The sequence below is a fragment of the Microbacterium sp. LWH10-1.2 genome (assembly GCF_038397765.1).
Lineage (GTDB): Bacteria > Actinomycetota > Actinomycetes > Actinomycetales > Microbacteriaceae > Microbacterium > Microbacterium natoriense.
The window spans coordinates 1442243-1469230 of record NZ_CP151638.1; the positions used below are offsets into that span (position 1 = coordinate 1442243).

At 69.3% G+C, this 26988-nt stretch carries 24 protein-coding genes; 22 read left to right on the forward strand and 2 right to left on the reverse strand.

Going from position 1 to position 26988, the window contains the following annotated elements; genetic code table 11:
• Nucleotides 1-85: 85 nt before the first annotated feature.
• From rpsD to MRBLWH10_RS06925, 13 genes are all read left to right on the forward strand, one after another.
• On the forward strand, nucleotides 86-715 hold the full coding sequence (gene rpsD, locus MRBLWH10_RS06865) for a 30S ribosomal protein S4 (protein ID WP_052674772.1): 630 nt from the start codon (nucleotides 86-88) through the stop codon (nucleotides 713-715).
• 108 nt (nucleotides 716-823) lie between these two features.
• The gene (locus MRBLWH10_RS06870) at nucleotides 824-1012 is read left to right on the forward strand and encodes a hypothetical protein (protein ID WP_105676339.1); all 189 of its coding nucleotides are present in this window, start codon (nucleotides 824-826) and stop codon (nucleotides 1010-1012) included.
• 64 nt (nucleotides 1013-1076) lie between these two features.
• Entirely contained in the window at nucleotides 1077-3737 is a 2661-nt protein-coding gene (gene alaS, locus MRBLWH10_RS06875) for an alanine--tRNA ligase (RefSeq protein WP_341942123.1), read from the forward strand.
• Nucleotides 3734-4207 carry a Holliday junction resolvase RuvX gene (gene ruvX, locus MRBLWH10_RS06880; RefSeq protein ID WP_105676335.1) on the forward strand — a complete coding sequence of 158 codons (474 nt, stop codon included), beginning with the start codon at nucleotides 3734-3736 and terminating at the stop codon, nucleotides 4205-4207. The genes alaS and ruvX overlap by 4 nt, the downstream gene beginning before the upstream one ends.
• Before the next feature lie 2 nt (nucleotides 4208-4209).
• Entirely contained in the window at nucleotides 4210-5748 is a 1539-nt protein-coding gene (mltG, locus tag MRBLWH10_RS06885; RefSeq protein WP_341942124.1) for an endolytic transglycosylase MltG, read from the forward strand.
• The gene (locus MRBLWH10_RS06890) at nucleotides 5748-6560 is read left to right on the forward strand and encodes a shikimate dehydrogenase (RefSeq protein ID WP_341942125.1); all 813 of its coding nucleotides are present in this window, start codon (nucleotides 5748-5750) and stop codon (nucleotides 6558-6560) included. The genes mltG and MRBLWH10_RS06890 overlap by 1 nt, the downstream gene beginning before the upstream one ends.
• A 54-nt stretch (nucleotides 6561-6614) precedes the next feature.
• A complete protein-coding gene (gene aroC / locus MRBLWH10_RS06895) occupies nucleotides 6615-7844 on the forward strand; it encodes a chorismate synthase (protein WP_341942126.1) in 1230 nt (409 codons plus the stop codon).
• Nucleotides 7828-8346, forward strand: coding sequence for a shikimate kinase (locus MRBLWH10_RS06900; protein WP_341942127.1), 519 nt, complete (start codon nucleotides 7828-7830; stop codon nucleotides 8344-8346). Before aroC ends, MRBLWH10_RS06900 begins: the two co-directional genes overlap by 17 nt.
• Nucleotides 8343-9431: a 3-dehydroquinate synthase gene (gene aroB / locus MRBLWH10_RS06905; RefSeq protein ID WP_341942128.1), complete on the forward strand. Its 1089-nt coding sequence runs from the start codon at nucleotides 8343-8345 to the stop codon at nucleotides 9429-9431. Before MRBLWH10_RS06900 ends, aroB begins: the two co-directional genes overlap by 4 nt.
• A complete protein-coding gene (locus MRBLWH10_RS06910; RefSeq protein WP_341942129.1) occupies nucleotides 9428-9871 on the forward strand; it encodes a type II 3-dehydroquinate dehydratase in 444 nt (147 codons plus the stop codon). Before aroB ends, MRBLWH10_RS06910 begins: the two co-directional genes overlap by 4 nt.
• A 75-nt stretch (nucleotides 9872-9946) precedes the next feature.
• Nucleotides 9947-10507: an elongation factor P gene (gene efp, locus MRBLWH10_RS06915; protein WP_105676325.1), complete on the forward strand. Its 561-nt coding sequence runs from the start codon at nucleotides 9947-9949 to the stop codon at nucleotides 10505-10507.
• A 3-nt stretch (nucleotides 10508-10510) separates the two neighbouring features.
• Nucleotides 10511-10921: a transcription antitermination factor NusB gene (gene nusB, locus MRBLWH10_RS06920; protein ID WP_105676323.1), complete on the forward strand. Its 411-nt coding sequence runs from the start codon at nucleotides 10511-10513 to the stop codon at nucleotides 10919-10921.
• Between the two features lie 56 nt (nucleotides 10922-10977).
• On the forward strand, nucleotides 10978-14271 hold the full coding sequence (locus tag MRBLWH10_RS06925; RefSeq protein WP_341942130.1) for an SNF2-related protein: 3294 nt from the start codon (nucleotides 10978-10980) through the stop codon (nucleotides 14269-14271).
• A gap of 10 nt (nucleotides 14272-14281) precedes the next feature.
• Here the strand turns inward: MRBLWH10_RS06925 and MRBLWH10_RS06930 are convergent, their stop codons facing one another.
• Nucleotides 14282-14713, reverse strand: coding sequence for a MepB family protein (locus tag MRBLWH10_RS06930; protein WP_341942131.1), 432 nt, complete (start codon nucleotides 14711-14713; stop codon nucleotides 14282-14284).
• Nucleotides 14714-14770: 57 nt separating this feature from the next.
• On the reverse strand, nucleotides 14771-15673 hold the full coding sequence (locus MRBLWH10_RS06935; RefSeq protein ID WP_341942132.1) for a DUF4349 domain-containing protein: 903 nt from the start codon (nucleotides 15671-15673) through the stop codon (nucleotides 14771-14773).
• Between the two features lie 182 nt (nucleotides 15674-15855).
• Here MRBLWH10_RS06935 and MRBLWH10_RS06940 point away from each other — a divergent pair, with 182 nt between their 5' ends.
• The 9 genes from MRBLWH10_RS06940 to gmk all read left to right on the forward strand — a co-directional run bounded on the left by MRBLWH10_RS06940 (nucleotide 15856) and on the right by gmk (nucleotide 26984).
• Nucleotides 15856-17433 carry a Rieske 2Fe-2S domain-containing protein gene (locus MRBLWH10_RS06940; protein WP_341942133.1) on the forward strand — a complete coding sequence of 526 codons (1578 nt, stop codon included), beginning with the start codon at nucleotides 15856-15858 and terminating at the stop codon, nucleotides 17431-17433.
• Nucleotides 17434-17515: 82 nt separating this feature from the next.
• Nucleotides 17516-18046: a bifunctional pyr operon transcriptional regulator/uracil phosphoribosyltransferase PyrR gene (gene pyrR, locus MRBLWH10_RS06945; protein ID WP_105676318.1), complete on the forward strand. Its 531-nt coding sequence runs from the start codon at nucleotides 17516-17518 to the stop codon at nucleotides 18044-18046.
• Nucleotides 18043-19008, forward strand: coding sequence for an aspartate carbamoyltransferase catalytic subunit (locus MRBLWH10_RS06950; protein WP_105676317.1), 966 nt, complete (start codon nucleotides 18043-18045; stop codon nucleotides 19006-19008). Before pyrR ends, MRBLWH10_RS06950 begins: the two co-directional genes overlap by 4 nt.
• Nucleotides 19005-20309, forward strand: a complete 1305-nt coding sequence (locus MRBLWH10_RS06955; RefSeq protein WP_341942134.1) for a dihydroorotase — start codon at nucleotides 19005-19007, stop codon at nucleotides 20307-20309. The genes MRBLWH10_RS06950 and MRBLWH10_RS06955 overlap by 4 nt, the downstream gene beginning before the upstream one ends.
• Complete coding sequence (locus MRBLWH10_RS06960; RefSeq protein WP_341942135.1) at nucleotides 20306-20815, forward strand: hypothetical protein; 510 nt, start codon at nucleotides 20306-20308, stop codon at nucleotides 20813-20815. The genes MRBLWH10_RS06955 and MRBLWH10_RS06960 overlap by 4 nt, the downstream gene beginning before the upstream one ends.
• Nucleotides 20812-21954, forward strand: a complete 1143-nt coding sequence (gene carA / locus MRBLWH10_RS06965; RefSeq protein ID WP_105676312.1) for a glutamine-hydrolyzing carbamoyl-phosphate synthase small subunit — start codon at nucleotides 20812-20814, stop codon at nucleotides 21952-21954. The genes MRBLWH10_RS06960 and carA overlap by 4 nt, the downstream gene beginning before the upstream one ends.
• Nucleotides 21954-25241 (forward strand): carbamoyl-phosphate synthase large subunit, encoded by a 3288-nt coding sequence (gene carB / locus MRBLWH10_RS06970; RefSeq protein WP_341942136.1) that lies wholly within the window; start codon nucleotides 21954-21956, stop codon nucleotides 25239-25241. Before carA ends, carB begins: the two co-directional genes overlap by 1 nt.
• Nucleotides 25238-26083, forward strand: coding sequence for an orotidine-5'-phosphate decarboxylase (pyrF, locus tag MRBLWH10_RS06975; protein WP_341942137.1), 846 nt, complete (start codon nucleotides 25238-25240; stop codon nucleotides 26081-26083). The genes carB and pyrF overlap by 4 nt, the downstream gene beginning before the upstream one ends.
• Nucleotides 26076-26984 carry a guanylate kinase gene (gene gmk, locus MRBLWH10_RS06980; protein WP_341942138.1) on the forward strand — a complete coding sequence of 303 codons (909 nt, stop codon included), beginning with the start codon at nucleotides 26076-26078 and terminating at the stop codon, nucleotides 26982-26984. Before pyrF ends, gmk begins: the two co-directional genes overlap by 8 nt.
• The last annotated feature ends 4 nt before the right edge of the window (nucleotides 26985-26988 follow it).

Below are 26988 nucleotides of genomic sequence, written 5' to 3' on the forward strand. Positions count from 1 at the left end.
CCCCGGCGTGCGCTCCAAGGCAGAACGCGGGCGATACGTCCGCGAGTCGCGAAAGTCGCGACCGCGTCATCGGAAGGACAGCTTCGTGACCACGAAGTCCCAGGACCGCCGCAAGGTCCGTCTCAGCCGCGCCCTCGGCGTGGCCCTCACCCCGAAGGCCGCCCGCTACCTCGAGAAGCGTCCCTACGCTCCGGGTGAGCACGGCCGCACGAAGCGCAAGGCCGACAGCGACTACGCCGTCCGTCTGCGTGAGAAGCAGCGTCTGCGCGAGCAGTACGGCATCCGCGAGAAGCAGATGCGCAACACCTTCAACGAGGCTCGCCGCCAGGAGGGTCTGACCGGTGAGAACCTGGTCGAGCTCCTCGAGATGCGTCTCGACGCCCTCGTGCTGCGTTCGGGCTTCGCCCGCACCACCGCGCAGGCTCGTCAGCTCGTCGTGCACCGTCACATCCTCGTCGACGGCCAGCTCGTCGACCGCCCGTCGTTCCGCGTGAAGCCGGGTCAGCTCATCCACGTCAAGGCCAAGAGCGAGGGCACCGAGCCCTTCCAGGTCGCAGCAGCCGGCGGTCACGCCGAGGTCCTGCCTCCCGTTCCCGGCTACCTCGAGGTCGAGCTCGACAAGCTCCAGTCGCGCCTGGTCCGTCGCCCGAAGCGCGCCGAGGTCCCCGTGACCTGTGAAGTGCAGCTCGTCGTCGAGTACTACGCAGCTCGCTGATACAGCGTTTCTCACACAGGAGGCGTCGGGGTCACCCGACGCCTCCTGTCGTTTGCGCATACGATGGGATGACCGCGCCTTCGCGGGTCTAATGGCAAGGATGACGACATGAAGAACGTGCTGTGGTTCCTGATCGGCGTGATCGGCGGCTTCGTCGCGGCCCACTTCATGAACAAGGACCCGCGCGGCCACGACATCCTCGCCGAGGTCGACGCCCGGATCAACGAGTTCACGGCGATCATCGGCGACGCGTACCGCGAGCAGGAGGCACGGCTCACCGAGCCGGCCGACGACTGAGACCCGCGCTCCACCACGCGGCACCCTTCCCCTCCCTTCACACGCAAGGACACCCGGCACAGCTATGAAAACTGCGGAGATCGCGCAGCGCTATCTCGATTTCTTCGAGAAGAACGACCACCTCATCGTCCCGTCGGCTTCGCTGGTCAGCGACGACCCGTCTCTGCTCTTCACCGTCGCCGGCATGGTGCCGATGATCCCGTATCTCACGGGCGTCGTCCCCGCGCCGCATCCCCGCATCGCGGATCTGCAGAAGTGCATCCGCACCAACGACATCGAAGAGGTCGGCCGCACGGCACGCCACGGCACGTTCTTCCAGATGCTCGGCAACTGGTCGTTCGGCGACTACTTCAAAGAGGGCGCGATCCGCTACGCGTGGGAGCTGCTGACCTCGTCTGAGGCCGACGGCGGCCTCGGTTTCGACGAGAAGGACCTCTGGGTCACCGTCTACGAGACCGATGACGAGGCGGAGGCGATCTGGCGCGACATCATCGGCCTGAAGCCCGAGCGCATCCAGCGTCTGGGCCGCGCGGACAACTACTGGAACACCGGTCAGCCCGGCCCCGGCGGACCCGACAGCGAGATCTTCTTCGATCGCGGCCCCGCCTACGGCAAGGACGGCGGACCGGCGGCCGACGACTCGAGGTTCCTGGAGATCTGGAACCTCGTGTTCATGCAGGACTTCATCGAGAACATCCGCGGCAAGACCGAGTTCGACATCGTGGGCGAGCTGCCGATGAAGAACATCGACACCGGCATGGGGCTCGAGCGCGTCGCGTTCCTCAAGCAGGGCGTCGAGAACATGTACGAGACCGATCAGGTGCGCCCGGTGCTCGACCGTGCGGTCGAGCTCTCCGGCCGCACGTACGGCTCCGTGCACGAGGACGACGTCCGCTTCCGTGTCGTCGCGGATCACGTGCGCTCCTCGCTCATGCTGCTCTCCGACGGCGTGCGTCCGTCGAACGAGGGCCGCGGGTACATCCTGCGTCGGCTGATGCGCCGCACGGTGCGCTCGATGCGGCTGCTCGGCGTCGATGAGCCGGTCTTCCCTGAGCTCTTCGCGACCTCTCGCGACGCCATGAAGTCCGCGTACCCCGTGCTGGAGCAGGACTGGTCGACGCTGTCGGCATCCGCGTTCGCGGAGGAGGAGACGTTCCGCCGCACGCTCGCCCAGGGCTCGACGATCCTGGACCTGGCGCTCGACGAGACGAAGAAGGGCGGCGGCACGACCCTCAGCGGCACCGAGGCCTTCCTGCTGCACGACACCTACGGCTTCCCGATCGACCTCACCCTCGAGGTCGCCGAGGAGGCGGGGCTCGATGTGGACCGCACCGCGTTCGACGGGCTCATGCAGGAGCAGCGCCAGCGTGCGAAGGCCGATGCCCGCAACCGCAAGCGCCAGCTGGCGGACGTCTCGGTGTACCGCGAGCTCCGCTCGCTCGGCGAGACCGGTTTCGACGGCTACACCGCGCTCGAGGTGGAGTCCCGCATCCTGGGCATCCTCGTCGACGGGCAGCCGGTGAAGAGCGCAGCGGAGGGCCAGATCGCCGAGGTCGTGCTGTCGGAGACCACGCTGTACGCCGAGTCGGGCGGCCAGGTCGCCGACAAGGGGACGATCGTCGGACCGGGGTACGAGCTCGAGGTCCTCGACGTCCAGCGTCCGGTTCCCGGGCTCATCAGCCACACGGTCGAGGTGAGCCGCGGCTCCGTGGCGGTGGACGATGCGGCGACGACCGTGGTGGACGCCGCGAACCGTCGCGCGGCACGCCAGGCGCACTCCGCCACGCACCTCGTGCACGCCGCTCTGCGTGACACCCTCGGCAAGACCGCGACCCAGGCGGGCTCCCTGAACCGCGCCGGCTACATGCGCTTCGACTTCGCGTGGTCGCAGGCGCTCTCCGCGGAGACCCGCACCGAGATCGAGGAGATCACGAATCGCGCCGTGCAGGACGCGCTCGAGGTCACCACCCGCATCGTCTCGCTGGATGAGGCCAAGGAGGCCGGCGCCATGGCGCTGTTCGGCGAGAAGTACGGCGACGTCGTGCGCATGGTCGACATCGGCGGCCCGTGGTCGCGTGAGCTGTGCGCCGGCACGCACGTGAGCTCCAGCGCCGAGATCGGGCTGGTCAGCATCGTCGGGGAGTCGTCGGTCGGCGCCTCCAACCGCCGCATCGAGGCTCTCGTTGGTCAGGACGCGTTCCGCGAGCTCGCAGCAGAGCGCGCTCTCGTGTCGCAGCTGAGCGCCTCGCTGAAGACGCCGCGTGAGCAGCTGCCGGAGCGCATCGCCGACCTGTCGGCGAGCCTGAAGGCCGCAGAGAAGCGCATCGCCCAGTTCGAGGCGAAGGAGCGCGCCGGTCAGGTTCCGGCGATCGCCGATGCCGCCGCCCGCGTGGGCGATTTCCTGCTCGCATCGCAGTCGCTCGGGGAGCTGGCCTCTGCCGACGATCTGCGCGATCTCGTGCTCGGGGTCCGCGATCGCCTGGGGTCGGATGCTGCCGTCGTCGCGCTCGGCGCGGTCGTGAACGGCCGCCCCGTCGTGGTCGTCGCCACCAACGACGCGGCTCGCGTGTCCGGAGCCAAGGCCGGGGTGCTCGCGAAGCGCGCCGCCGGGGTGCTCGGAGGCGGAGGCGGCGGTCGCGATGACGTCGCCCAGGGCGGTGGAACGGATGCCGCGGCTCTGCCCGCGGCTCTCGACGCCGTCTCCCAGGAGCTGCACGCAGCGTGAGCGGGTTCCGCCGCGGAGTGCGGATCGGCATCGACGTCGGCAAGGCGCGCGTCGGGGTCGCCAGGTGCGATCCCGACGGCATGCTCGCCGTCCCCGTCGAGACCGTGCCGCGCTCGGAGACGTCGATCGACAGGATCGCCGAGATCGCCGCCGAGTACGAGCCGCTCGAGTTCGTGGTCGGTCTGCCCGTGAACATGCAGGGCGCAGACACCGCATCCACGACGGATGCGAGGGAGTTCGCCGAGGCGCTGCAGAGGCGGACGGGCACCACGGTGCGTCTCGTCGACGAGCGTCTGAGCACCGTGTCCGCACACGCCGCGCTCCGTTCTTCGGGGAGAAATCAGAAGAACTCTCGTAGCATTGTGGATCAGGTCGCCGCCGTGGTGCTTCTGCAGCAGGCGATCGACACGGAGAAGAGCACGGGGAAAGCGCCCGGTGCCGCGATTCCGTTCGACGAGGAGTCCCACTGATCATGCCCGAACGTGAGAGTGCCGCCCCCCAGCACGATCCGGAAGCGCGCCTCGGCGAGCTGTTCGAGAATCTCCCCGCGCCGACGCACCAGATCCCGACGGTGGACAACACCCCTCCCGCCCCCGGATCCCGTCGTGCCGCCCGCGAAGCCGCATCCTCCGGTGCACCCACCGCGTCGAACGGCCCGGCAGGGGAGCAGCCTGCGGCCCCCGGCCCCGCGCCTGCGGCCGAAGCGCTCCTCGCATCGACCGGGTCAGCTCCGAGCGGCCCGCCTGTGGCATCGGCTGATGCCACGCCGGCGGCAGTGGCCCAGGAGTCCGCTGCGGCGCGATCCGCGGCGCAGGAGCCGCTCGCCCCGACCCCGGTGTCTCCCGTCGTTCCCGCATCGGCCCCCGACAAGCCCGCGGGCGGCGGACTCGAAGACCTCTTCCACCACGTCGACGAGGACGATCACCGGGCAGCGCCCAAGAAGAAGCGCCGCACCGGATGCCTGGTCGCGCTCATCATCGTCCTGGCGCTCATCGGCGGCGTCGTCGCCGGGGGAGTCTGGGCGATGAACACCTACGGCGACAAGATCAACGAGATCATGGGCTGGGGCGACCCCAAGGACTGGGAGCCCGGGCTCGCCTCGGGCGAGGCCATGGTCACCATCCATGACGGAGACACCGGGAAGCCGGTCTCGGCCGCGCTCTTCGAAGCCGGGGTCACCCGCACGAAGGACGTGTTCTACGACTACCTCGTCGACGAGAACATCGCCGTCACCTTCTACCCGGGCATCTACCGTCTGCAGGAGAAGATGACGGCCGCCGACGCCCTGGAGGCGCTGAAGAACCCGGAGAACAAGCTCGAGAACACCGTCGGGGTGAACGAGGGCGGGACGATCGCCTCGATCCTGCCGGGGATCTCGGAGTCGCTGGGCTTCCCTCTGGCCGATCTGCAGGCCGCGGTCGCCGATCCATCGGCGTACGGCGTCAGCGCCCAGAGCCTCGAAGGCTGGCTCTTCCCCGCCGTGTACACCTTCGATCCGGGTGTGACGCCGGTCCAGGTCATCCAGCGCATGGTCGACCGCACCCGCGAGTCCCTGACGAAGGCTGGCGTGCCGGATGCGGATGCCGAACGCATCCTCACCATCGCCTCGATCATCCAGCGCGAGGGCCGCACGGACGACTTCGCCAAGGTGTCGCGGGTCATCCAGAACCGCCTCGACATCGACATGAAGCTGCAGATGGACTCGACGGCGCAGTACGGATACGGCTCCCTGCACGAGGGAGTGGTGTCGAGCTCGGCCGAGGCGCTCAAGGACCCGAACCCGTGGAACACGTACGTCAACACGGGGCTTCCCGTGACGCCGATCGCGAGTTCGAGCGACGCCGCGATCGACGCCGCCATGCACCCCGCTGACGGGCCGTGGCTCTACTTCGTGACGATCAACCTCGCGACGGGGGAGACGGTGTTCTCCACGACGTACGAGGAGCACCAGGCGGCGATCGAGAAGTGGGACGCCTGGTGCAAGGCGAACCCCGACGGCGGCTGCAGCTAGTGAGCCGAACCCGTCTGGCGGTGTGGGGTGACCCCATCGCCCATTCGAAGTCCCCTCAGCTGCACGCTGCGGCGTACGGCGTCCTCGGGCTCGACTGGTCGTACGACCGTCGCCGGGTGACGGAGGGCGAGTTCGCGGGTGCGGTCCGCTCCCTCGACGACTCCTGGCGGGGACTGTCGCTGACGATGCCGTTGAAGGACGAGGCGTATCGGATCGCCGACGTCCGCGACGCGCACGCCGAGCTCACGGGAGTCGCGAACACGCTGACGCTGGGCGACACGGTCCACGCGTTCAACACCGACGTCGGTGGCATCATCGACGCGCTCGGCGAGAGCGGGATCACGACCGTCGAGCGCGTTCGGCTGCTCGGCGCCGGGGCGACGGCGGCATCCGCACTCGTCGCCGTCGCGGACATGGGCGCGCGATCGGCGGACGTGCGGGCCCGTCGGCCCGAGAGCGCGTCGAGCCTTCGCGAGCTGGGTGCGCGGTTGGGCGTGGAGGTGACGGTGCTCCCGTTCACGGAGACGGCGGATGCCGTCGAGTTGACGGTGTCGTCGTTGCCGGGCGGCACCGCGCTGCCCGGGGACGTCGTGGCGCCGCTCGCCGCGGCCGGCGGTGCGCTGTTCGACGTGGCGTACGCGCCGTGGCCGTCGGCTCTCGCGACGAACTGGGGCGAGGCGCCGGCCATTCCCGGTCTGGGCATGCTGCTGCATCAGGCCGTGCGGCAGATCCGCGTCTTCGTGCACGGCGATCCCGGTGTCCCGCTGCCGGATGAGCAGGACGTCGTCGCCGCGATGCGCGCCGCGCTCTAGCCTCTCGGCGACATGCGGCGCGGAGCGGGTCGAAACGCGTGGGAGACTAGAGCAATGCTCCGCGTGCTCACGGCCGGCGAATCGCACGGCCCAGAACTCATTGCCGTCATGGAGGGTCTGCCCTCCGGCGTCCCGGTGTCGTCCGAGGCCATCCAGGCCGACCTCGCCCGTCGCAAGCTCGGCTACGGCCGCGGCTCGCGCATGAAGTTCGAGCAGGACGAGCTGACGATCTCCGGCGGAGTGCGGCACGGCAAGACCCTCGGCAGCCCGATCGCGCTGCGCATCGGCAACACGGAGTGGCCGAAGTGGATCGAGGTCATGAACCCCGAGCCCGTCGAGCTCACCGACAAGTCCCGCGGCCGCAGCGCCCCGCTCACGCGTCCGCGACCCGGGCACGCCGACCTCGTCGGCATGCAGAAGTACGACTTCGACGAGGCGCGTCCGATCCTCGAGCGCGCCAGCGCCAGGGAGACCGCCGCCCGCGTCGCGCTGGGCGCCATCGCCCGGTCCTTTCTCGGCGAGCTCGGCATCCGCCTGGTCAGCCACACGCTCTCGATCGGCCCTGTGCAGGTGCCCTCGGGCTCGCCGCTGCCGACGCCCGACGACGTCCAGGCGCTCGATGCCGATCCGCTGCGCTGCTTCGACCCCGCGACCTCTGCGCTGATGGTCGCCGAGGTCGACGACGCCAAGAAGGACGGCGACACCCTCGGCGGCATCGTCGAGGTGCTCGCCTACGGCCTCCCGCCGGGGCTCGGCTCGCACGTGCACTGGGACCGTCGCCTCGACGCGCGACTCGCCCAGGCGCTGATGAGCATCCAGGCGATCAAGGGCGTGGAGGTCGGCGACGGCTTCGAGACCACCCGCCGCCGCGGATCCGCGGCTCACGACGAGCTGTTCGCGACCGCGGACGGCATCTCCCGAGGCTCCGACCGGGCCGGCGGCACCGAGGGTGGGATGTCGACCGGCACCGTCCTCCGCGTCCGCGCGGGCATGAAGCCGATCGCGACCGTCCCGCACGCGCTGCGCACGATCGACGTCGCCACGGGCGAGGACGCCACCGCCCACCACCAGCGTTCCGACGTCTGCGCGGTTCCCGCGGCCGGCGTGGTCGCGGAGGCGATGGTGGCGGTCGAGCTCGCGAACGCCGTGCTCGAGAAGTTCGGCGGCGACAGCATCCGCGAGACCCGGCGCAACCTCGACTCGTACCTGGAGAGCATCCCGGCCGAGCTGCGGACGACTCCCGCATCCGAGGCGGCGCTCATCGCGCATGACGAGCGCGGCTGATCCTCTGACGCTGGTGCTGGTCGGCCCGATGGGGGCCGGCAAGACCAGCGTCGGTCGACGGGTCGCGCGCGCGCTGGGGGTCGCGTTCATCGACACCGACAAGCGCATCGCAGCCGTGCACGGACCGATACCGGCGATCTTCTCCGAGCACGGGGAGGCGCATTTCCGGGCTCTCGAACGTGAGGCGGTCGCGACGGCGCTCGACGAGGGCGGCGTCGTCTCCCTCGGCGGCGGTGCGGTGACGGACGCGGCCACGCGGCAGCTCCTGCGCACGCATCAGGTGGTCTACCTGACCGTGAGTGCGGAGGCGGTCGCAGACCGGATCACCGGCGGGGGGCGGCCCCTGCTGGCCGGAGACGACCCCGTGCAGCGGTGGAGACAGATCTTCGAGCAGCGCCGGGGTCTGTATGAAGAAGTGGCATCGGCGACCTTCGACACGTCGCGTCGTCCGATGCAGAGGATCGCGGACGATATCGCCGCATGGAGGAGAGAACAGCGATGAGCACGACGACCATCAGCGTCACGGGCGACGACCCCTACGACATCCTCATCGGACGGGGCATCCTCGACAGCGTCTCGGCGGCGCTCGACCCGGCCGTGCGGAAGGTCCTCGTGGTGCATCCGCCCACGCTCGCCGCGCGGGCCGCAGAGCTGCGCGATCGCCTGCTCGCCGACACGGCGAACGGGCCGCGCGAGGTGCTGCTCGCCGAGGTCCCCGACGCCGAGCAGGGCAAGCGCATCGAGGTGGCGGCCTTCTGCTGGCAGGTCATGGGGCAGGCTGACTTCACCCGCACGGACGCGGTGATCGGCTACGGCGGGGGAGCGGTCACCGACCTCGCGGGCTTCGTGGCCGCGACCTGGCTGCGCGGCGTGCAGGTCGTGCAGGTGCCGACGACCGTTCTGGGCCTGGTCGATGCCTCGGTCGGCGGGAAGACCGGGATCAACACCGCCGAGGGCAAGAACCTCGTCGGCGCGTTCTGGGCGCCGAGCACGGTGATCGGCGACCTCGACGAGCTCGGCAGTCTGAGTGCGAACGAGGCGACCGCCGGCTACGCCGAGGTCGTGAAGGCCGGGTTCATCTGGGCGCCGGAGATCCTCGACATCATCGAGGCCGATCCGTCGCGCGCCGTCGACACCACGACCCCGGAGTTCCGCAGGGCGGTCGAGCTCGCGATCGACATGAAGGCCAGGGTCGTCACCGACGACTTCCGCGAGGCGGGTCAGCGCGAGATCCTCAATTACGGGCACACCCTCGGGCACGCGATCGAGCACGCGGAGCGCTACAAGTGGCGTCATGGCGCCGCGATCTCCGTGGGCATGATGTACGCGGCCGAGCTGTCGCGGCTCGCCGGACGGCTGTCAGACGACTCCGCCGAGCGCCATCGCACCGTGCTGGAGTCGCTGGGGCTCCCGACGACCTACCGTTCGGGGGCATGGAAGCAGCTGCTCGCCACCATGCAGCGCGACAAGAAGACCCGAGGGGGGATGCTGCGCTTCATCGTCCTCGACGAGATCGGCAAGCCGACCGTGCTGCAGGCGCCCGACGAGTCGCTGCTGTTCGCCGCGTACCAGGAGGTCGGGGCGTGAGCGCACCGCGCCGTCTGCTCCTGGTCAACGGGCCGAACCTCAACCTCCTCGGCACCCGTGAGCCGGGCATCTACGGTTCGGCCACCCTCGCCGACGTCGAGCGGCTCTCGGCAGAGGCCGCCGCCGAGGTCGGCTTCGACCTGCGCGCGCTCCAGAGCAACCACGAGGGCGTGCTCATCGACGCCATCCACGCCGCGCGCGAGGACTGCGCCGGCATCGTGATCAATCCCGGCGGCCTCACGCACACGTCCGTCTCGCTCCGCGACGCCCTCACCGGCGTCGGTCTGCCGTTCGCCGAGGTGCACATCTCCGATGTGTATGCCCGCGAGGAGTTCCGGCACCACTCCTACCTCGACGACGTCGCGGCGGTGCGGGTGGTCGGCCGAGGCGTGGACGGCTACGCCGACGCCGTGCGGGAGCTCGCAGCGCTCATCCCGTAGAATCGACTGTCGGCTCGCGCTTCGACCAAGCCCGGCCACCCGCGAACTTCACACCACGAACGGAACTCTCAGCGCATGGCATCTACCGCAGACATCAAGAACGGCATCGTCCTCAACCTGGAGGGCCAGCTCTGGAGCGTCGTCGAGTTCCAGCACGTCAAGCCCGGCAAGGGCGGCGCGTTCGTGCGCACCAAGCTCAAGAACGTCCTCACGGGCAAGGTCGTCGACAAGACGTTCAACGCCGGTTCCAAGGTCGAGATCGAGAACGTCGACCGCCGCGACTACACGTACCTGTACACGGACGGCGACGGCTACGTCTTCATGGACCAGACCGACTTCGATCAGATCACGGTCGGCTCGGCCACCGTCGGCGACGCGAAGAACTTCCTGCTCGAGAACCAGCAGGTCACGATCGCGCTGAACAACGGCAACCCGCTGTACCTCGACCTCCCGGCATCCGTCATCCTCGAGGTGACCTACACCGAGCCCGGCCTGCAGGGCGACCGCTCCTCCGCCGGCACCAAGCCCGCGACGCTGGAGACCGGCTACGAGATCCAGGTGCCGCTGTTCCTCGAGACCGGAACCAAGGTCAAGGTCGACACCCGCACGGGTGACTACCTCGGTCGCGAGAAGTAAGGCGTGAGCGCTCGGACGAAGGCGCGCAAGCGCGCACTCGACATCATGTTCTCCGCCGACGTGCGCGGAGACGAGGTCTCCGTGGCACTGGCCGCCGAGGCCAAGCGCGCGGCGAGCGAGCCGGCCCGTGAGGCGTCGTGGCTGTACGCCCGCGAGATCGTCGACGGGATCATCGATCACCGCGACGAGATCGACGAGCACATCACCACGCACAGCCGGGACTGGAAGCTCGAGCGGATGCCGGCCGTCGATCGCGCTCTGCTGCGCATCGGCGTGTGGGAGATCCTCTACAACGACCAGGTGCCCACGGCCGTCGCGATCGACGAGGCCGTCGAGCTCGCCAAGGAGTTCTCGACCGACGACTCCGGCGCGTTCGTGCACGGAGTCCTCGCCAGGGTGGCTCGCGCCGCCTGAGTCGCCGCCCGAGTCGCTGCGTCCGCATTGTCCGACGCAGCGGGAAGGATGCTGGCATGCCCGCACCTCACGTCGATCTCCGAGATCTCATGCAGATCACGGATGCGGGAGGCTATACGCGCGGACTGGCGTACTTCCGTGAGGGCAACGTCCTCGATCTGATCTGGCACGAGGATCGCCAGGAGCTCGAGGCGTATGTGAAGGGGAGCGCAGGAGCGCAGTACCTGTGCGAGGTCACCTTCATCTCGTCCGGTGGCAAGAGACGAGTCCGCTCCACGCGTTGCTCGTGCCCGGTCCGCACGGCGTGCAAGCACGTCGTGGCCGCGCTGCTCGCGTCGAACGTGCACGAGTACGCCCAGCAGGCGGGGGCGAGGGCCGTCGATCCGGTCGCGGAGCCCGCTGCGGAGGCTCCCGCGGCTCCCGCAGCCTCGTGGCGATCGCTCATCGGCCCAGCGGTCGCCGCGCACACCCAGTCGCTCGCCCTCGGCGTCGAGCTGCGCCACCGCGAGTCGCGCGGCGACAACCACTGGGCCCCGAGGGCGGTGCGCCCCGCGACGCCTCGAGATCTCGCCAAGCCGTCGGGAGAGCTTCTGCTCGCGATCCGTCCGCTGATGCGCAGCCACCAGACCGGCTCGTGGATCCAGGGGCACGCGGGCTGGGATGTGGTGCGTAGGGACGTGTCGCAGTTCGGCAGGGTCCAGAACCGCTGGTTCGGCGACCTGCTCAGCATCTCCCGCGACTCGCTGCTCTCGGGGAACGCCGGCGAGTGGCTGGTCGTCGACCAGATCGAGTCGACGCTGCTGTGGGGCCATCTGCGTGCCGGGGCGGCGCTGGGCATCCCGTTGGTGCCGAGTCAGAAGAGCGCGACGGTGCGCCTCGCCGAGCGGGCTGAGGTGGCTGCGTCCATCACCCGCCCCGACGGCGGTGATCTGCGCGTCGCCGCGGAGGTGGCGATCGACGGCCGCGCCGTCCCCTCAGCAGAGGTGCATCCGATCGGACGCACGGGCGTGTACTCCGCCACCCTCATCGGCAGTCGGATGGAGATCGTCCTCGCCGAGGCGCCGCTCAGCGAGCAGATGCACGCATTGCTGAGCGCGCGGCTGCCCATCGAGGTGCCTGCCGAAGAGGAGTCCGCGTTCGTCGAGAACGCCTACCCGCTGCTGGCCAGACGAGTGCCCGTCCGCACGGCCGGCGCGGTGTCGCTGCCGGAGATCCCGGCGCCGGAGGCGGTGCTGAATCTCGCCTTCGAGCGGGGCGATGTCGTGAGCTACTCCTTCGAGTGGTCGTACGGCGGGTTCGGCAGGGTCCCCTTCGAGGCGGGGAGTGCAGCGGTGCGCGATCCGGCGGCCGAGTCGGAGAAGCGCGCCCTGCTCGAATCCGTCTGGCAGGAGCACTCGACCACGCGCTTCGCGCCGACCGGTTCCTTCCACGACATCGACGCCGCGGCCTTCGTCGCGCAGGTGGTCCCCGCGTTCGAGGCCGTCGGCGTCATCGTCGCGACCACGGGGACGCGCAAGGAGTACCGGGAGCTGACGGGAGACCCCGAGGTCAAGGTGACGACGCTCGAGACCACCGACTCCGACTGGTTCGACCTCGGGATCCTCGTCACGATCGACGGCAGGAGCATTCCCTTCGGGCCGCTCTTCACCGCGCTCAGCAAGGGCAGGAAGAAGCTGCTGCTCTCCGACGGCGGGTACTTCTCGCTCGCGCATCCGGCGCTCGACAGGCTCAGGGAGCTGATCGACGAGGCCGGCGAGCTCGACGAGTGGGAGACCGGTCCGCGGATCAGCCGCTATCAGACCGACCTCTGGGAGGAGTTCGAGGACCTGGCCGACGAGGCCCAGCCGGCGGTGAGCTGGCGCTCGACGGCGGAGGGACTCCGCCAGGCGACCGGTGTGCCACCGACGCCGGTGCCGTCCGGCCTGCACGCCGAGCTCAGGCCGTACCAGAAGACGGGCTTCGACTGGCTGGCGTTCCTCTGGAGGCACCGGCTCGGCGGCATCCTCGCCGATGACATGGGACTCGGGAAGACGCTGCAGCTGCTGACCTTCGTGCAGCACACCAAGGAGAAGGGGGAGAAGCGGGCGTTCCTCGTGCTCGCCCCCACCTCGGTCCTCAGCACCTGGAAGTCCGAGGCTGCGCGCTTCACTCCCGGGCTGCGGGTTGCAATCGTCGACAGCACGAGCGGGCGTCGCACAGGCCGGCTGGCGGATGCCGCGGCATCCGCCGACATCGTCGTGAGCTCGTACACGGTCGCTCGGCTCGATGAGAGGGAGTTCGGCTCGGTCGACTGGGCGGGGCTGATCCTCGACGAGGCGCAGTTCGTGAAGAACCCGAAGACCAAGCTGCACAGAGCCATCTCGGCCTTCCGCGCCGATGTCACCTACGCGGTCACCGGCACCCCGATGGAGAACAGCCTCTCCGAGCTCTGGTCGCTCCTGAAGCTCTCCGCACCCGGGCTCTTCCCGTCGGCGCGGAAGTTCCGCGATCGCTACATCCAGCCGATCGAGAAGGGCAAGGTTCCCGAGAACGAGGAGGGCGGGGAGTACCGCCAGCGCCGGCTCGCCCAGCTGCGCCGTCGCATCCGCCCGCTCATGCTCCGCCGCACGAAGGAGCTCGTCGCGTCGGATCTGCCCCCGAAGCAGGAGCAGGTGCTCGAGGTCGAGATGAGTCCCGCGCATCGCGCGCTCTACGACGTCGTGCTGCAGCGGGAACGCCAGAAGGTCCTCGGTCTGCTGGACGACCTCGATCGCAACCGGTTCATCGTGTTCCGCTCGCTGACGCTCATGCGGATGCTGAGCCTCGCGCCGGAGCTCATCGATGAGAACGATGCGCACATCGGATCGAGCAAGCTCGACACCCTGCTCGAACGCGTCGTCGAGCTGCAGGCCGAGGGGCACCGTGCCCTGGTCTTCAGCCAGTTCACGTCGTTCCTCGACCTCGCCGCGGCGCGTCTCGATGCGGCCGGCATCCCGTACGCGCACCTCGACGGCTCCACGCGCCGTCGCCAGGATGTCATCGACGGATTCAAGTCGGGGCAGCAGCCCGTGTTCCTGATCAGCCTGAAGGCCGGCGGATTCGGACTGACGCTCACCGAGGCCGACTACGTGTTCCTGCTGGACCCGTGGTGGAATCCCGCCGCCGAGGAACAGGCGATCGACCGCACGCACCGCATCGGCCAGACCAGCCAGGTCTTCGTCTATCGGATGATCTCGTCGGGCACTATCGAGGAGAAGGTGCTGGAGCTCCAGCAGCGCAAGGCGCGTCTCTTCACCGCGGTGATGGACGACGACGAGCTCTTCGCGCAGTCGCTCACCGCCGACGACATCCGCGGTCTCTTCGACGAATAGACCCTCCGGCTCAGTACTCCCGGAACGCGGAGGCCTGTGCACGCTGGGTCGCAGTGGCCTGGGGGTTCAGGCCTGCGCACCAACTCGGATAGACCCGGAAACCGCGCTTTCCCGACGTGCGCCCTGCCGTGATGCCGAGTCGGGAGAGGTCCGCCGCAGCGAAGCGGAAGACGCCGCGACGGTCGTCCTGCTCCACGAACACGAGCAGGCCCGCCGCAGGGTCCTGATCGTCGAACGGTGCGGTCTTCCCCGCGGCGTCGCGCCGCCAGAAGGCGAGGAATGCTCCCGGTTTCGTCGGGGTGACGCGGGCGGTGCGGAGGTGCCAGAGCTCGCCGTCGATCCGCACGGCGCCCGACTCGTAGTCGCCGTTCTGCTCCTGTGGGGTCACCGCCACGTCCATCCCCAGGATGGACGAATAGGTGTGGAACGCACGGAACTCCATCCGGCCAAGCTATCGCGCGTTCCGGTGACGGGCCGCAGAGGTCCGCCGCCGAGAGGGTCAGTGCGGAGCGGGCATGTCATCCATGACCGCGAACAGCTCGGCGTCCGGCGCCGGGCGCGGCGGTTGCGGCCTGGCGGCCTGACGGCGCCGGCTGCGGATGACCAGCAAGATGACGACGGCGGCGATCGCAGCGAGCAGGACGAGCCAGGGGAGTGCCACGCCGATGCCGATCAGCATCGCGCCCCAGAAGGCGACGAATCCGTCCCAGCCGATCGTCAGCGCGTCGCCGAAGTCCTTCGGGGCGGTCTCGACCGGCACGTACTCAGACATGAGGCTTAGCGTGATAGTCGACATGGCCACCTGGTCCTCCAGGGAACGGGACTGGGCCTCCAGCCCCTCCAGCTCGCTCTGGCGCTCGGCGATCGCCGACTCCAGCTCGATCAGGTCCGAGGTCTCGGATGCCGTGCCGAGCCAATCCGTGTAGCGGGCGATGGAGGCGCGAAGAGTGGTGATCCTGGCATCGAGGTCGCGCTGCGTCGCGCCCACCTCGGTCGACTCGAGCGCGGTCTCCTTCACGGCGCCCAGCGCGGCGAGGTCGGTGCGGACCTCTTCGATGGCGTCGGCCGGGATCCGCAGCGTGAGCTCGGCGCTGGCCTGTCCGCCCTCCTCGGCGGCGCGTTCGGTCCTTCCGCTGACGCGGCCCCCCGCATCCGACACGATCGACGTGGCATCCGCCGCCGCGGCGATGGGATCGTCGGCGACGATGGAGATCCGTCCGGTGATCACGACCGCGGTGTCCGGCTCTTCGACCTCGTTCGATGACGCCGCCTCCTGCACCGGGGCCCGACCTCCGCCGGCCGATTCCGCGCCCCCCGACCCACCGGCGGCGCAGCCGGCGAGGCCCAACCCCGCCAGCGAAGCGAGGACGAGCGCTGTCAGCAGTCTCCGTGTCGTGTTCATAGGGGCAGGGTAGTGAGCGGAGACCGGCGTGCAGCAGGGAGTTCGATCACGATCCGGTCAGGGTTGGGTAACGAGTCCGCAACGCGCGCCGAGGCCGGTGGCGGTGCGTATTCACGGCCGGTCTCCGAGGTCGTCCAGGCGGTCGCCGGTAGACTCTACGGGTTCACTTCGAGAGGAATGCAATGCGGATCACGGGACTCGGCCACGCGGGAATGTTCATCGAGACGGTCGGCGGCAACATCATCTGCGACCCCGTGCTGGGCCCCTCGTTCTTCGGATCCTGGTTCCCGTTCCCCGACAACCGCGCCCTGGACTGGGAGCACTTCGGACGGGAGGCGGACTTCCTCTACATCTCGCACAGGCACCGCGACCACTTCGATCCGAAGCTGCTGGAGCGGTACATCCGCAAAGACATCGAGGTGCTCCTGCCCGAGTACCCGATCGACGATCTCGAACAGGACATCCGCGCTCTCGGCTACACGAACATCACCTACGCGCCCGCGGGGGAGATCATCGAGCGCGGGGAGCTCAAGATCATGATCACTCCGCTCCGCGCCCCCAGCGACGGTCCGATCGGCGACTCCTCCCTCAGCGTCGACGACGGCACGGGATCGATGCTGAACCAGAACGACTCGCACCCCCTCGACCTCGAGAAGCTGCTCCACTTCGGAACCCCTGACGCGTACTTTACGCAGGTCTCCGGCGCCATCTGGTGGCCGATGGTCTACGACCTTCCGCTCGACGCCAAGCAGAACTTCGCGAAGCTCAAGCGCGACGCGCAGAACAAGCGCGCCATGTACTACATCGAGAAGGTCGACGCCCCGCACGTCTTCCCCATGGCGGGTCCCCCCATGTTCCTGCGCGACGACCTGTTCGACTTCAACGGGCTCGGCAAGAACGGCGAGTCGATCTTCACCGATCAGAAGCAGTTCCTCGCCCACATGAAGGAGCTCGCGCCGCAGTACGACGGCCAGCTGTTCATCCCCGGGACGGTCGTCACCGTCGAGGGCGGCGAGGTCACGACCGCACAGACGCTGTACTCGGATGCCGAGATCGCCCACATCTTCGACGAGAAGTGGGACTACCTCGAGGAGCAGCGGGCGAGCAGGCAGCAGGAGATCCGCGACGAGGAGGCGTCCCGCGCGGAGATCATCCCGCCCGCGGAGATGCTCGAGGCGATCAAGACCTGGTGGGAGCCGCTGCTCAAGAAGTCGCGCACCATCCGGCTCGGCGTCGGCGGCTGCGTGCGGTTCCGCATCGGCGATCTCGACATGGTGGTCGACTTCCCTAGGGCGAAGGTCCGCGAGTACGCGGGGGAGGAGTGCATCTACTGGTACACGATCCCCGCAGACCTCGTCTCCACGAACATCGTCGACCACGAGATCGACTGGTCGAACTCGATCTTCCTGTCGATGCAGTTCTCCGTCGGCCGCAGCGGGAAGTTCAACGAGTTCCTCACGACCTTCCTCAAGTGCCTCTCGGTCGATCGGATCGAGTACGTCGAGAACTGGTACCAGGAGCAGACCGACCAGACCGAGGACGCCGAGGTCGGCGGGTGGGTCGTGCAGCGGCGCTGCCCGCACCTGCGTGCCGATCTCACCCGCACGGGCACGGTGGATGAGGACGGCATCCTCACCTGCAGCATGCACGACTGGAAGTGGGACCTGAAGTCCGGGCGCTGCCTGTCGACCAGCGGCCACCCGATCCGCGCGAAGCGCATCGACGAGTCCGCCGACGAGGAGCTGCTCCCCACGAGCTGACGTCCAGGGGCTCCGGCTCCGATAGACTGGATCTGCAAACAACCTTTAAGACCGTCCTGTGAGGCGGAGAAGGGAGTGGCTGATGAGTGCACGCACTGTGCTGCACCATGCCGACATCTCGCGGGCTCTGACCCGCATCGCCCACGAGATCCTCGAGTCCAATCGAGGCGCCGAGGACCTCGTCCTCCTGGGCATCCCGACCCGCGGAGTCACCCTCGCCCGTCGCCTCGCGCTCGTGATCAGCGAGATCGCCCAGACGCCGGTGCCCTCCGGTGCGCTCGACGTCACGCTGTTCCGCGATGACCTCTCGAAGCATCCGACGCGGTCTCCGCATCCCACCGAGATCCCGGCGGGCGGCATCGACGGCAAGACCGTGGTGCTCGTGGACGACGTGCTCTTCTCCGGACGCAGCATCCGCGCGGCCCTCGACGCCCTGCAGTCGATAGGGCGGCCGTCGATCGTCCGTCTCGCGATCCTCATCGATCGTGGGCACCGTGAGCTGCCCATCCGCCCCGACTTCATCGGCAAGAACATCCCGTCCTCCCGTCAGGAGCGCGTCAACGTGCGTCTGATCGAGAACGACGGCGCCGAGGAGGTGACGATCGAGGCATGAGGCACCTGCTCGACACCAAGAACCTCGACAGGGCGACCGCCCTGCGCATCCTCGACGTCGCCGAGGACATGGCCGACACCCAGTCGCGCGAGGTCAAGAAGCTGCCGACCCTGCGTGGCAAGACCGTCGTGAACCTCTTCTTCGAGGACTCCACGCGCACCCGCATCTCGTTCGAGGCCGCAGCCAAGCGCCTCTCCGCCGACGTCATCAACTTCGCCGCGAAGGGGTCGAGCGTGTCCAAGGGCGAGAGCCTGAAGGACACCGCGCAGACCCTCGAGGCCATCGGAGCGGATGCCGTCGTCGTGCGGCACCCCTCGTCGGGCGCGCCGCAGACGCTCGCCACCAGCGGGTGGATCTCCGCAGGGGTGGTGAATGCCGGCGACGGCACGCACGAGCACCCCACGCAGGCTCTCCTGGACGCGTACACGATCCGCAAGCGCCGGTTCGGCGCCGACAGCCGCGGGCGCGATCTCAGCGGCATCCGCGTGGTCATCGTCGGCGACGTGCTGCACTCGCGGGTCGCTCGCTCCAACGTCTGGCTGCTCAGCACCCTGGGTGCGGAGGTCACTCTGGTCTCGCCGCCGACCCTCGTTCCGCAGAACGTCTCCCTCTGGCCGGCGAAGGTCGTCTACGACCTCGATCAGGCGCTGGCCGATGGGCCGGACGCCGTGATGATGCTGCGCATCCAGCTGGAACGCATGAACGCCGCGTATTTCCCGACTGAGCGGGAGTATTCCAGGCGCTGGGGCCTCGACGCACTGCGCGTGGCCGGTCTCCCGGACGGTAGCATTGTGATGCACCCCGGGCCCATGAACCGCGGGTTGGAGATCTCCTCTGAAGCCGCCGACTCCGCGCGTTCCACCGTGCTGGAGCAGGTGACGAACGGAGTGTCCATCCGGATGGCTGTGCTGTACCTGCTGCTGGCAGGGGAACGAGACGACGAACGAGGGGGAGACCTGTGAGCGAGACCCTCGTCATCACCGGCGCGCAGCTTCTCGGTGCCGAGAGCGCCGACATCATCGTGGAGAACGGGGTGATCTCCGAGATCGGCTCCGGCCTCACCCGCGCGGGTGCTCGCGTGATCGACGCCGCAGGGCTGGTGGCACTGCCCGGTCTCGTCGATCTGCACACCCACCTCCGCGAACCCGGCTACGAGGCCTCCGAGACGATCCTCACCGGTACCCGCGCTGCGGCTGCCGGCGGATTCACGGCGGTCTTCGCCATGCCGAACACCTCGCCCGTCGCCGACACCGCCGGCGTCGTCGAGCAGGAGCTCGCCCTCGGCGAGGCCGCCGGCTATGCGACCGTCCAGCCGATCGGCGCGGTCACCGTCGGCCAGAAGGGCGAACGCCTCGCCGAACTCGGCGCCATGGCGACGTCCAGGGCGCAGGTGCGGGTCTTCAGCGACGACGGCTTCTGCGTCTTCGATCCGCTGATCATGCGCAGGGCGCTGGAGTACGTGAAGTCGTTCGACGGCGTCATCGCCCAGCACGCACAGGATCCTCGCCTCACCGAGGGTGCGCAGATGAACGAGGGCTCGGTCTCCGCCGAGCTCGGACTCGCCGGCTGGCCCGCGGTCGCCGAGGAGTCGATCATCGCGCGCGACGTGCTGCTCGCCGAGCACGTCGGCTCCCGGCTGCACGTCTGCCATCTCTCGACCGCCGGATCAGTGGACATCATCCGCTGGGCGAAGAAGCGGGGCATCAACGTCACCGCCGAGGTCACCCCGCATCACCTGCTCCTCACGGACGAACTGGTGCGCGGCTACGACGCGCGGTACAAGGTCAACCCGCCGCTGCGTCGTCAGGAGGACGTGCTGGCCGTGCGCGAGGGCCTCGCCGACGGCACGATCGACATCGTCGCCACGGACCACGCCCCGCACCCCAGCGAGCACAAGGCGTGCGAGTGGCAGGCCGCGGCCAACGGCATGGTGGGTCTGGAGAGCGCACTGCGGGTCGTGCACCAGTCGATGGTGCAGACCGGCCTCATCGGCTGGGCGGACGTCGCCAGGGTCATGAGCGCCGCGCCGGCGAGGATCGGCCGTCTGTCGGGCCACGGCACGCCGCTGGAGGTCGGGCAGCCCGCGCAGCTCGCGCTCTACGACGCCTCGATCGCCGGGGTGTTCACGGAGTCCGACCTGCACGGCCGCAGCGTGAACTCGCCCTACCTGGGCCGCGACCTGCCGGGGCGCGTGCAGTTCACCGTGCACGGCGGCGTCGTGACGGTCGCCGACGGCGCAGTGGTCGCGGAGCTCGGCGCGTGACCCGCGAGGTGGCGATCGCCCTCACGATCGTCCTGGCGCTGCTGGTGCTGGGCGCGATGACGTTCGCATGGCGTCGACGTCTTCGTCGGGACTCGGGGCTCTCCGCTCCGCTCGGGGTCCCCGAGCACGCAGAGGTCACCCATCGCCGCGAGGTGCTCTACGTCTCGACCACGAAGCACGATCAGCCTCTCGAACGGCTGACCATCTCCCCACTGGCGTACCGGGCCCGAGGCGAGGCGGCCGTCACCGACCGCGGACTCGCACTCTGCCTCGACGGGGCTCCGACGGTCTTCGTCGCGGCATCCCGACTCGTCTCGGTCGACCGCGCGACGGTCACGATCGACCGCGTCGTCGAGCCGGGCGGTCTGGTCCGAGTCGCCTGGAACGCCGACGACGACACGATCGTCGACTCCTATCTGCGCGTCGCCGACGGCGACCCCACCACCTTCATCACCGAACTGCAGCGGATCGTCCCCGCCGCCCCCGATTCAGGAGCCACATCATGACCTCCCTGCCAGAACCCGCCGTCCTCGTCCTCGAAGACGGCACCCGCCACACCGGCCGCGCGTACGGAGCCATCGGCACGACGCTCGGAGAGGTCGTGTTCGCGACCGGCATGTCCGGATACCAGGAGACGCTCACCGACCCGTCCTATGCGGGCCAGATCGTGCTGCAGACGGCACCGCACATCGGCAACACCGGCATGAACGACGAGGACCCCGAGTCCCGACGGATCTGGGTGGCCGGGTACATCGTGCGCGACCCTTCGCGCGTCGTCTCGAACTGGCGTGCAAACGCCTCGCTCGATGAGACGCTCGTCGAGGACGGCGTGGTCGGCATCAGCGGCATCGACACCCGTTCCATCACCCGTCACATCCGGTCGGCCGGCTCCATGCGCGGCGGCATCTTCTCGGGAGAGGCCGCCGGCCTCGACGCGGAGGAGCAGGTGCGCATCGTCCGCGAGGCGCCCCAGATGGCTGGGCAGAACCTGTCCGCTCAGGTGTCGGTCGACGTCGCCACGGTGACCTCGGCGATGGGACAGCGCATCGGCAATCTCGCCGTGCTCGACCTCGGCGTCAAGCAGGCCACGATCGACAACCTCGCGGCCCGCGGCTTCGAGGTGCACGTGCTGCCGCAGAACTCGACGATCGACGACATCCGCGCGGTCGACCCCGTCGCGGTCTTCTACTCGAACGGACCCGGTGACCCCGCCGCCTCCGACGCGCACGTCGGGCTGCTCCGCAGCGTGCTCGACGACGGACTGCCGTTCTTCGGCATCTGCTTCGGCAACCAGCTGCTGGGGCGCGCGCTCGGTCTGGGCACGTACAAGCTCCCGTTCGGGCACCGCGGCATCAACCAGCCCGTCCTCGACAAGTCCACAGGGCGCGTCGAGATCACCGCTCACAACCACGGCTTCGCCGTCGAGGCGCCCCTGGACGGCGCGTTCGACAGCCCCAACGGCTACGGCAAGGTCGAGGTCAGCCACATCGGCCTCAACGACAACGTCGTGGAGGGCCTGCGCGCCCTCGACATCCCCGCGTTCTCCGTGCAGTACCACCCGGAAGCCGCGGCCGGACCGCACGACGCCAACTACCTCTTCGACCGATTCGCGGCGATGGTCCGCGAGAACAAGGACGCCAAGTAATGCCCAAGCGCGACGACATCACCTCCGTCCTCGTCATCGGATCCGGCCCGATCGTCATCGGTCAGGCCTGCGAGTTCGACTACTCCGGCACCCAGGCGTGCCGCGTGCTCCGCGAGGAGGGCGTCCGCGTCATCCTCGTCAACTCGAACCCGGCGACGATCATGACCGACCCCGACTTCGCGGACGCGACGTACATCGAGCCGATCACCCCCGAGGTCATCGAGACGATCATCGCGAAGGAGCGGCCCGACGCCATCCTCCCGACCCTCGGCGGACAGACCGCCCTCAACGCCGCGATGGAGCTGGACGCCCGCGGCATCCTCGCCAAGTACGACGTCGAGCTGATCGGCGCCAAGGTCGATGCCATCAAGAAGGGCGAGGACCGCCAGATCTTCAAGCAGCTCGTCCTCGACGCCGGTGCCGACGTCGCACGCAGCGTCATCGCGCACACGATGGACGACCTGCTCGCGGGCGCCGCCGAGCTCGGGTACCCGCTGGTGGTCCGGCCTTCGTTCACGATGGGCGGCCTCGGCTCCGGCTTCGCATACGACGAAGAGGACCTCCGTCGCATCGGCGGCGCGGGTCTGCGGGACTCGCCGACCACCGAGGTGCTCCTGGAGGAGTCCATCCTCGGCTGGAAGGAGTACGAGCTCGAGCTCATGCGCGACACGGCCGACAACACGGTCGTGGTCTGCTCCATCGAGAACGTCGACCCCGTCGGCGTGCACACGGGCGACTCCATCACGGTGGCCCCCGCCCTCACGCTCACCGACCGCGAGTACCAGAAGCTCCGCGACATCGGCATCGACATCATCCGCGCCGTGGGCGTCGACACGGGCGGCTGCAACATCCAGTTCGCCGTCGACCCCTCCAACGGACGCATCATCGTCATCGAGATGAACCCGCGCGTCTCGCGGTCGAGCGCGCTCGCCTCGAAGGCGACGGGCTTCCCCATCGCGAAGCTCGCGGCCAAGCTCGCTCTGGGATACCGCCTCGACGAGATCCCGAACGACATCACCGGGGTCACCCCGGCGAGCTTCGAGCCCACGCTCGACTACGTCGTGGTGAAGGTCCCGCGCTTCGCCTTCGAGAAGTTCCCCGCGGCCGACGCCACGCTCACCACGACCATGAAGTCGGTCGGCGAGGCGATGGCCATCGGCCGCAACTACGCGACGGCGCTGCAGAAGGCGCTGCGCTCGCTCGAGAAGCGCGGATCGAGCTTCCACTGGGGCGCGGAGGACCGCACGGTCGACGAGCTCCTGGAGATCTCGAAGATTCCGACCGACGGTCGCATCGTCACGCTGCAGCAGGCGCTGCGCAAGGGCGCCACCGTCGAGCAGGCCTTCGAGGCCACGGCCATCGATCCGTGGTTCCTCGACCAGATCGTCCTGATCAACGAGGTCGCCGAGCTCGTCCGCACCGCGGACGAGCTGGATGCCGCCACCCTCCGCTACGCGAAGGAGCACGGCTTCTCCGACGCCCAGCTGGCGCAGCTCCGCGGCACGACGGAGGCCGAGGTCCGCGGCGTGCGCCACGGACTGGGCATCCGCCCCGTGTACAAGACGGTCGACACCTGCGCAGGCGAGTTCCCCGCGCTCACGCCGTACCACTACTCGAGCTACGACTTCGAGTCGGAGGTGGCGCCGTCCGAGCGGACCAAGATCGTCATCATCGGGTCCGGTCCGAACCGCATCGGTCAGGGCGTCGAGTTCGACTACTCCTGCGTCCACGCGTCCTTCGCGCTGTCGGACGCCGGGTTCGAGACCGTCATGGTCAACTGCAACCCGGAGACCGTGTCCACCGACTACGACACCTCCGACCGCCTCTACTTCGAGCCGCTGACGCTCGAGGACGTGCTCGAGGTGCTCGATGCCGAGGCTGCGAGCGGCAAGATCCTCGGTGTCGTCTGCCAGCTCGGCGGCCAGACGCCCCTCGGCCTCGCCAAGGGCATCGAGGCGGCCGGGTACACCGTGCTCGGGACCAGCCCCGCCGCGATCGACATCGCCGAGGAGCGCGAGCTGTTCTCGCAGCTCCTCGACAAGGCGGGCCTCCTGGCGCCGCGCCACGGCACCGCGATCGACGCGGACGGAGCCGTGGCCGTGGCCGAGGAGATCGGCTACCCCGTGCTCGTGCGCCCGAGCTTCGTGCTCGGCGGACGCGGCATGGAGATCGTCTACGGCACCGATGCGCTGCGCGACTACTTCGTCCGCACCGCCGGGGAGGTCGTGATCGAGGAGGGCAAGCCGCTCCTGGTCGACCGCTTCCTCGACGACGCGATCGAGCTGGACGTCGACGCGTTGTACGACGGCGTCGAGCTGTACATCGGCGGCGTGATGGAGCACCTGGAGGAGGCCGGCATCCACTCCGGCGACTCCAGCTGCACCCTGCCCCCCGTGTCGCTCGGCCGCGCCGACGTCGACCGTGTCCGTGAGGCGACACTGGCCATCGCCGAGGGCGTGGGGGTGCGCGGTCTGCTCAACGTGCAGTTCGCGATCAGCGCCGGCGTGCTCTACGTGATCGAGGCGAACCCGCGCGCGAGCCGCACGGTGCCGTTCGTCTCCAAGGCGCTCGGGATCCCGCTCGCGAAGGCCGCCAGCCGCATCATGGCGGGCTCCACGATCGCGGAACTGAAGGGCGAGGGGATGCTCCCCGCGCAGGACGGATCGCGCGTGCCGCTCGGCTCCCCGGTCGCCGTCAAGGAGGCCGTGCTGCCGTTCAAGCGGTTCCGCACGGCCGACGGCAAGACCGTCGACTCGATCCTCGGCCCGGAGATGCGCTCGACCGGCGAGGTCATGGGCATCGACCGTGACTTCCCGACGGCGTTCGCGAAGAGCCAGGCAGCCGCATACGGCGGCATGCCGACCTCGGGCACGGTGTTCATCTCGGTGGCCGACTCCGACAAGCGCGCGGTGATCCTTCCGGCGCACCGTCTGCAGCAGCTCGGGTTCACGATCGTCGCGACCGAGGGCACCGCAGAGATCCTGTCCCGCAACGGCATCGCGGTGACCGTGGTGGAGAAGTACAGCGAGACCCAGGAGTCCGGAGCGCGGAACATCGTCGACCTCATCAACGAGGGCGAGATCGACATCGTCGTGAACACGCCCTCCGGTGGGGCGGCGCGCGCCGACGGCTACGAGATCCGCGCGGCGGCCGTCGCCGCGGACAAGGCGCTCTTCACGACCATGGCGGTGCTGGGCGCAGCCGTGAGCGGAATGGACGCCGCGCACGAGGGGTTCGAGGTCCGGAGCCTGCAGGAGTACGCCATCGACCGGAAGGCGACGGTGTGAGCGAACGCTTCGGCGAGCGGGTCCGTGCGACGCTGACCGCACGGGGCCCGCTCTGCGTGGGCATCGATCCGCATGCGGCACTGCTCGACGCGTGGGGTCTGCCCCAGGATGCGGACGGCGTGCGAGAGTTCGGTCTGCGGACGGTGGATGCCGCAGCCGATCGTGTGGGCATCGTGAAGCCGCAGGTGTCGTTCTTCGAGCGGTTCGGCTCGCAGGGGATCGCCGCTCTGGAAGACGTGCTCGCCGCGGCGAGAGCGGCGGACCTGATCGTGATCGCGGACGCCAAGCGCGGCGACATCGGCACGACGATGGATGCCTACGCGGCCGCCTGGCTCACTCCGGGCTCCCCGCTGGAAGTAGATGCGCTCACCGTGAACCCCTTCCTCGGCGTCGGGGCACTGGACGGCGCGTTCGACCTCGCGGCCGGGGGTGGCAAGGGGCTCTTCGTCCTCGCCTCCACGAGCAACACGGAGGCCGAGCTGCTGCAGCGGTCGGTGTCGGCGACAGGCAGAACCGTATCCGCCGACATCATCGCCGACGTGTCGGCCCGCAACCGGGAGACCGTGCAGGCAGGGGAGTGGGGCGACGTCGGATTCGTCGTCGGCGCCACCGTCGACTGGGCGGATGCCGGGATCTCCGCGTTCTCCCCGGTCGCACCCCTCCTCGCACCCGGCTTCGGCGCACAGGGGGCGACGCCTGCCGATCTCGTCGCCCGGTTCGGACCGATGAGCGACGCCGTCATCGCGAGCGAGAGCCGCAGCATCCTCTCGGCAGGCCCCGACGGCCTGTCCGCCGCCATCGACGCTCGCGTCGCAGAGTACTCGGAGTCGACACGTGGCTGAGAACCGTTCCGTACCCGAGGTCGATCGGGCAGCCGCAGCGCGCCGGGCCGTCGAGCGCCGCCGCGCGCGCGCCTCGCTCAAGCGCGACCTCACCATGCGCGTGATCACGCCGCAGAAGGTCCTGGAGCGCGCGATCGCCGACGCCGACTCGGTCGAGGGATCCATGCGGATCACCGACTTCCTGCTGGCGCTGCCCGCTATCGGCGCCGGCAAGCGCGACCGCATTCTGGACGAGCTGCAGATCTCGCCGGTGAAGCGCCTGGGGGGTCTCGGCGTGCGGCAGCGCGTCGTGCTGGCCGAGTGGCTCGACGGGCGCTTCCCCGTGCTGGAGCCGCGAGGGGGACGCAGCCGTCTGCTCGTGCTGGCCGGCCCCACCGCGGTCGGCAAGGGCACGGTCGCGGCGCACATCCGTGAGAACAACCCCGAGATCCACCTGTCGGTGTCCGCGACGACCCGCGCCCCGCGCCCCGGTGAGATCGACGGCGTGCACTACTACTTCGTCGACGATGCGGAGTTCGACCGTCTCATCGCCGAGGGCGAGCTCCTCGAGTACGCGGTCGTGCACAACCGGTCCCGTTACGGCACCCCGCGTGCACCGATCGACGCCGCGCTGGCCGATGGCAGGACCGTCCTCCTCGAGATCGATCTGCAGGGAGCGCGCCAGGTGCGCAAGGCCGAGCCGGCCGCGACGCTGATCTTCCTGCTGCCGCCGACCTGGGACGAACTCGTCCACCGCCTCGTCGGCCGCGGCACCGAGAACGCCGAGGAGAGGGCCCGCCGCCTGCGCACCGCGAAGGTGGAACTCGCCGCCCAGAACGAGTTCGATCACCTCATCGTGAACGAGGACGTCGCCACCGCGGCCGCGGAGGTCGTAGAATTGTCCTCAGGCTCTGCGCGCTGACCAG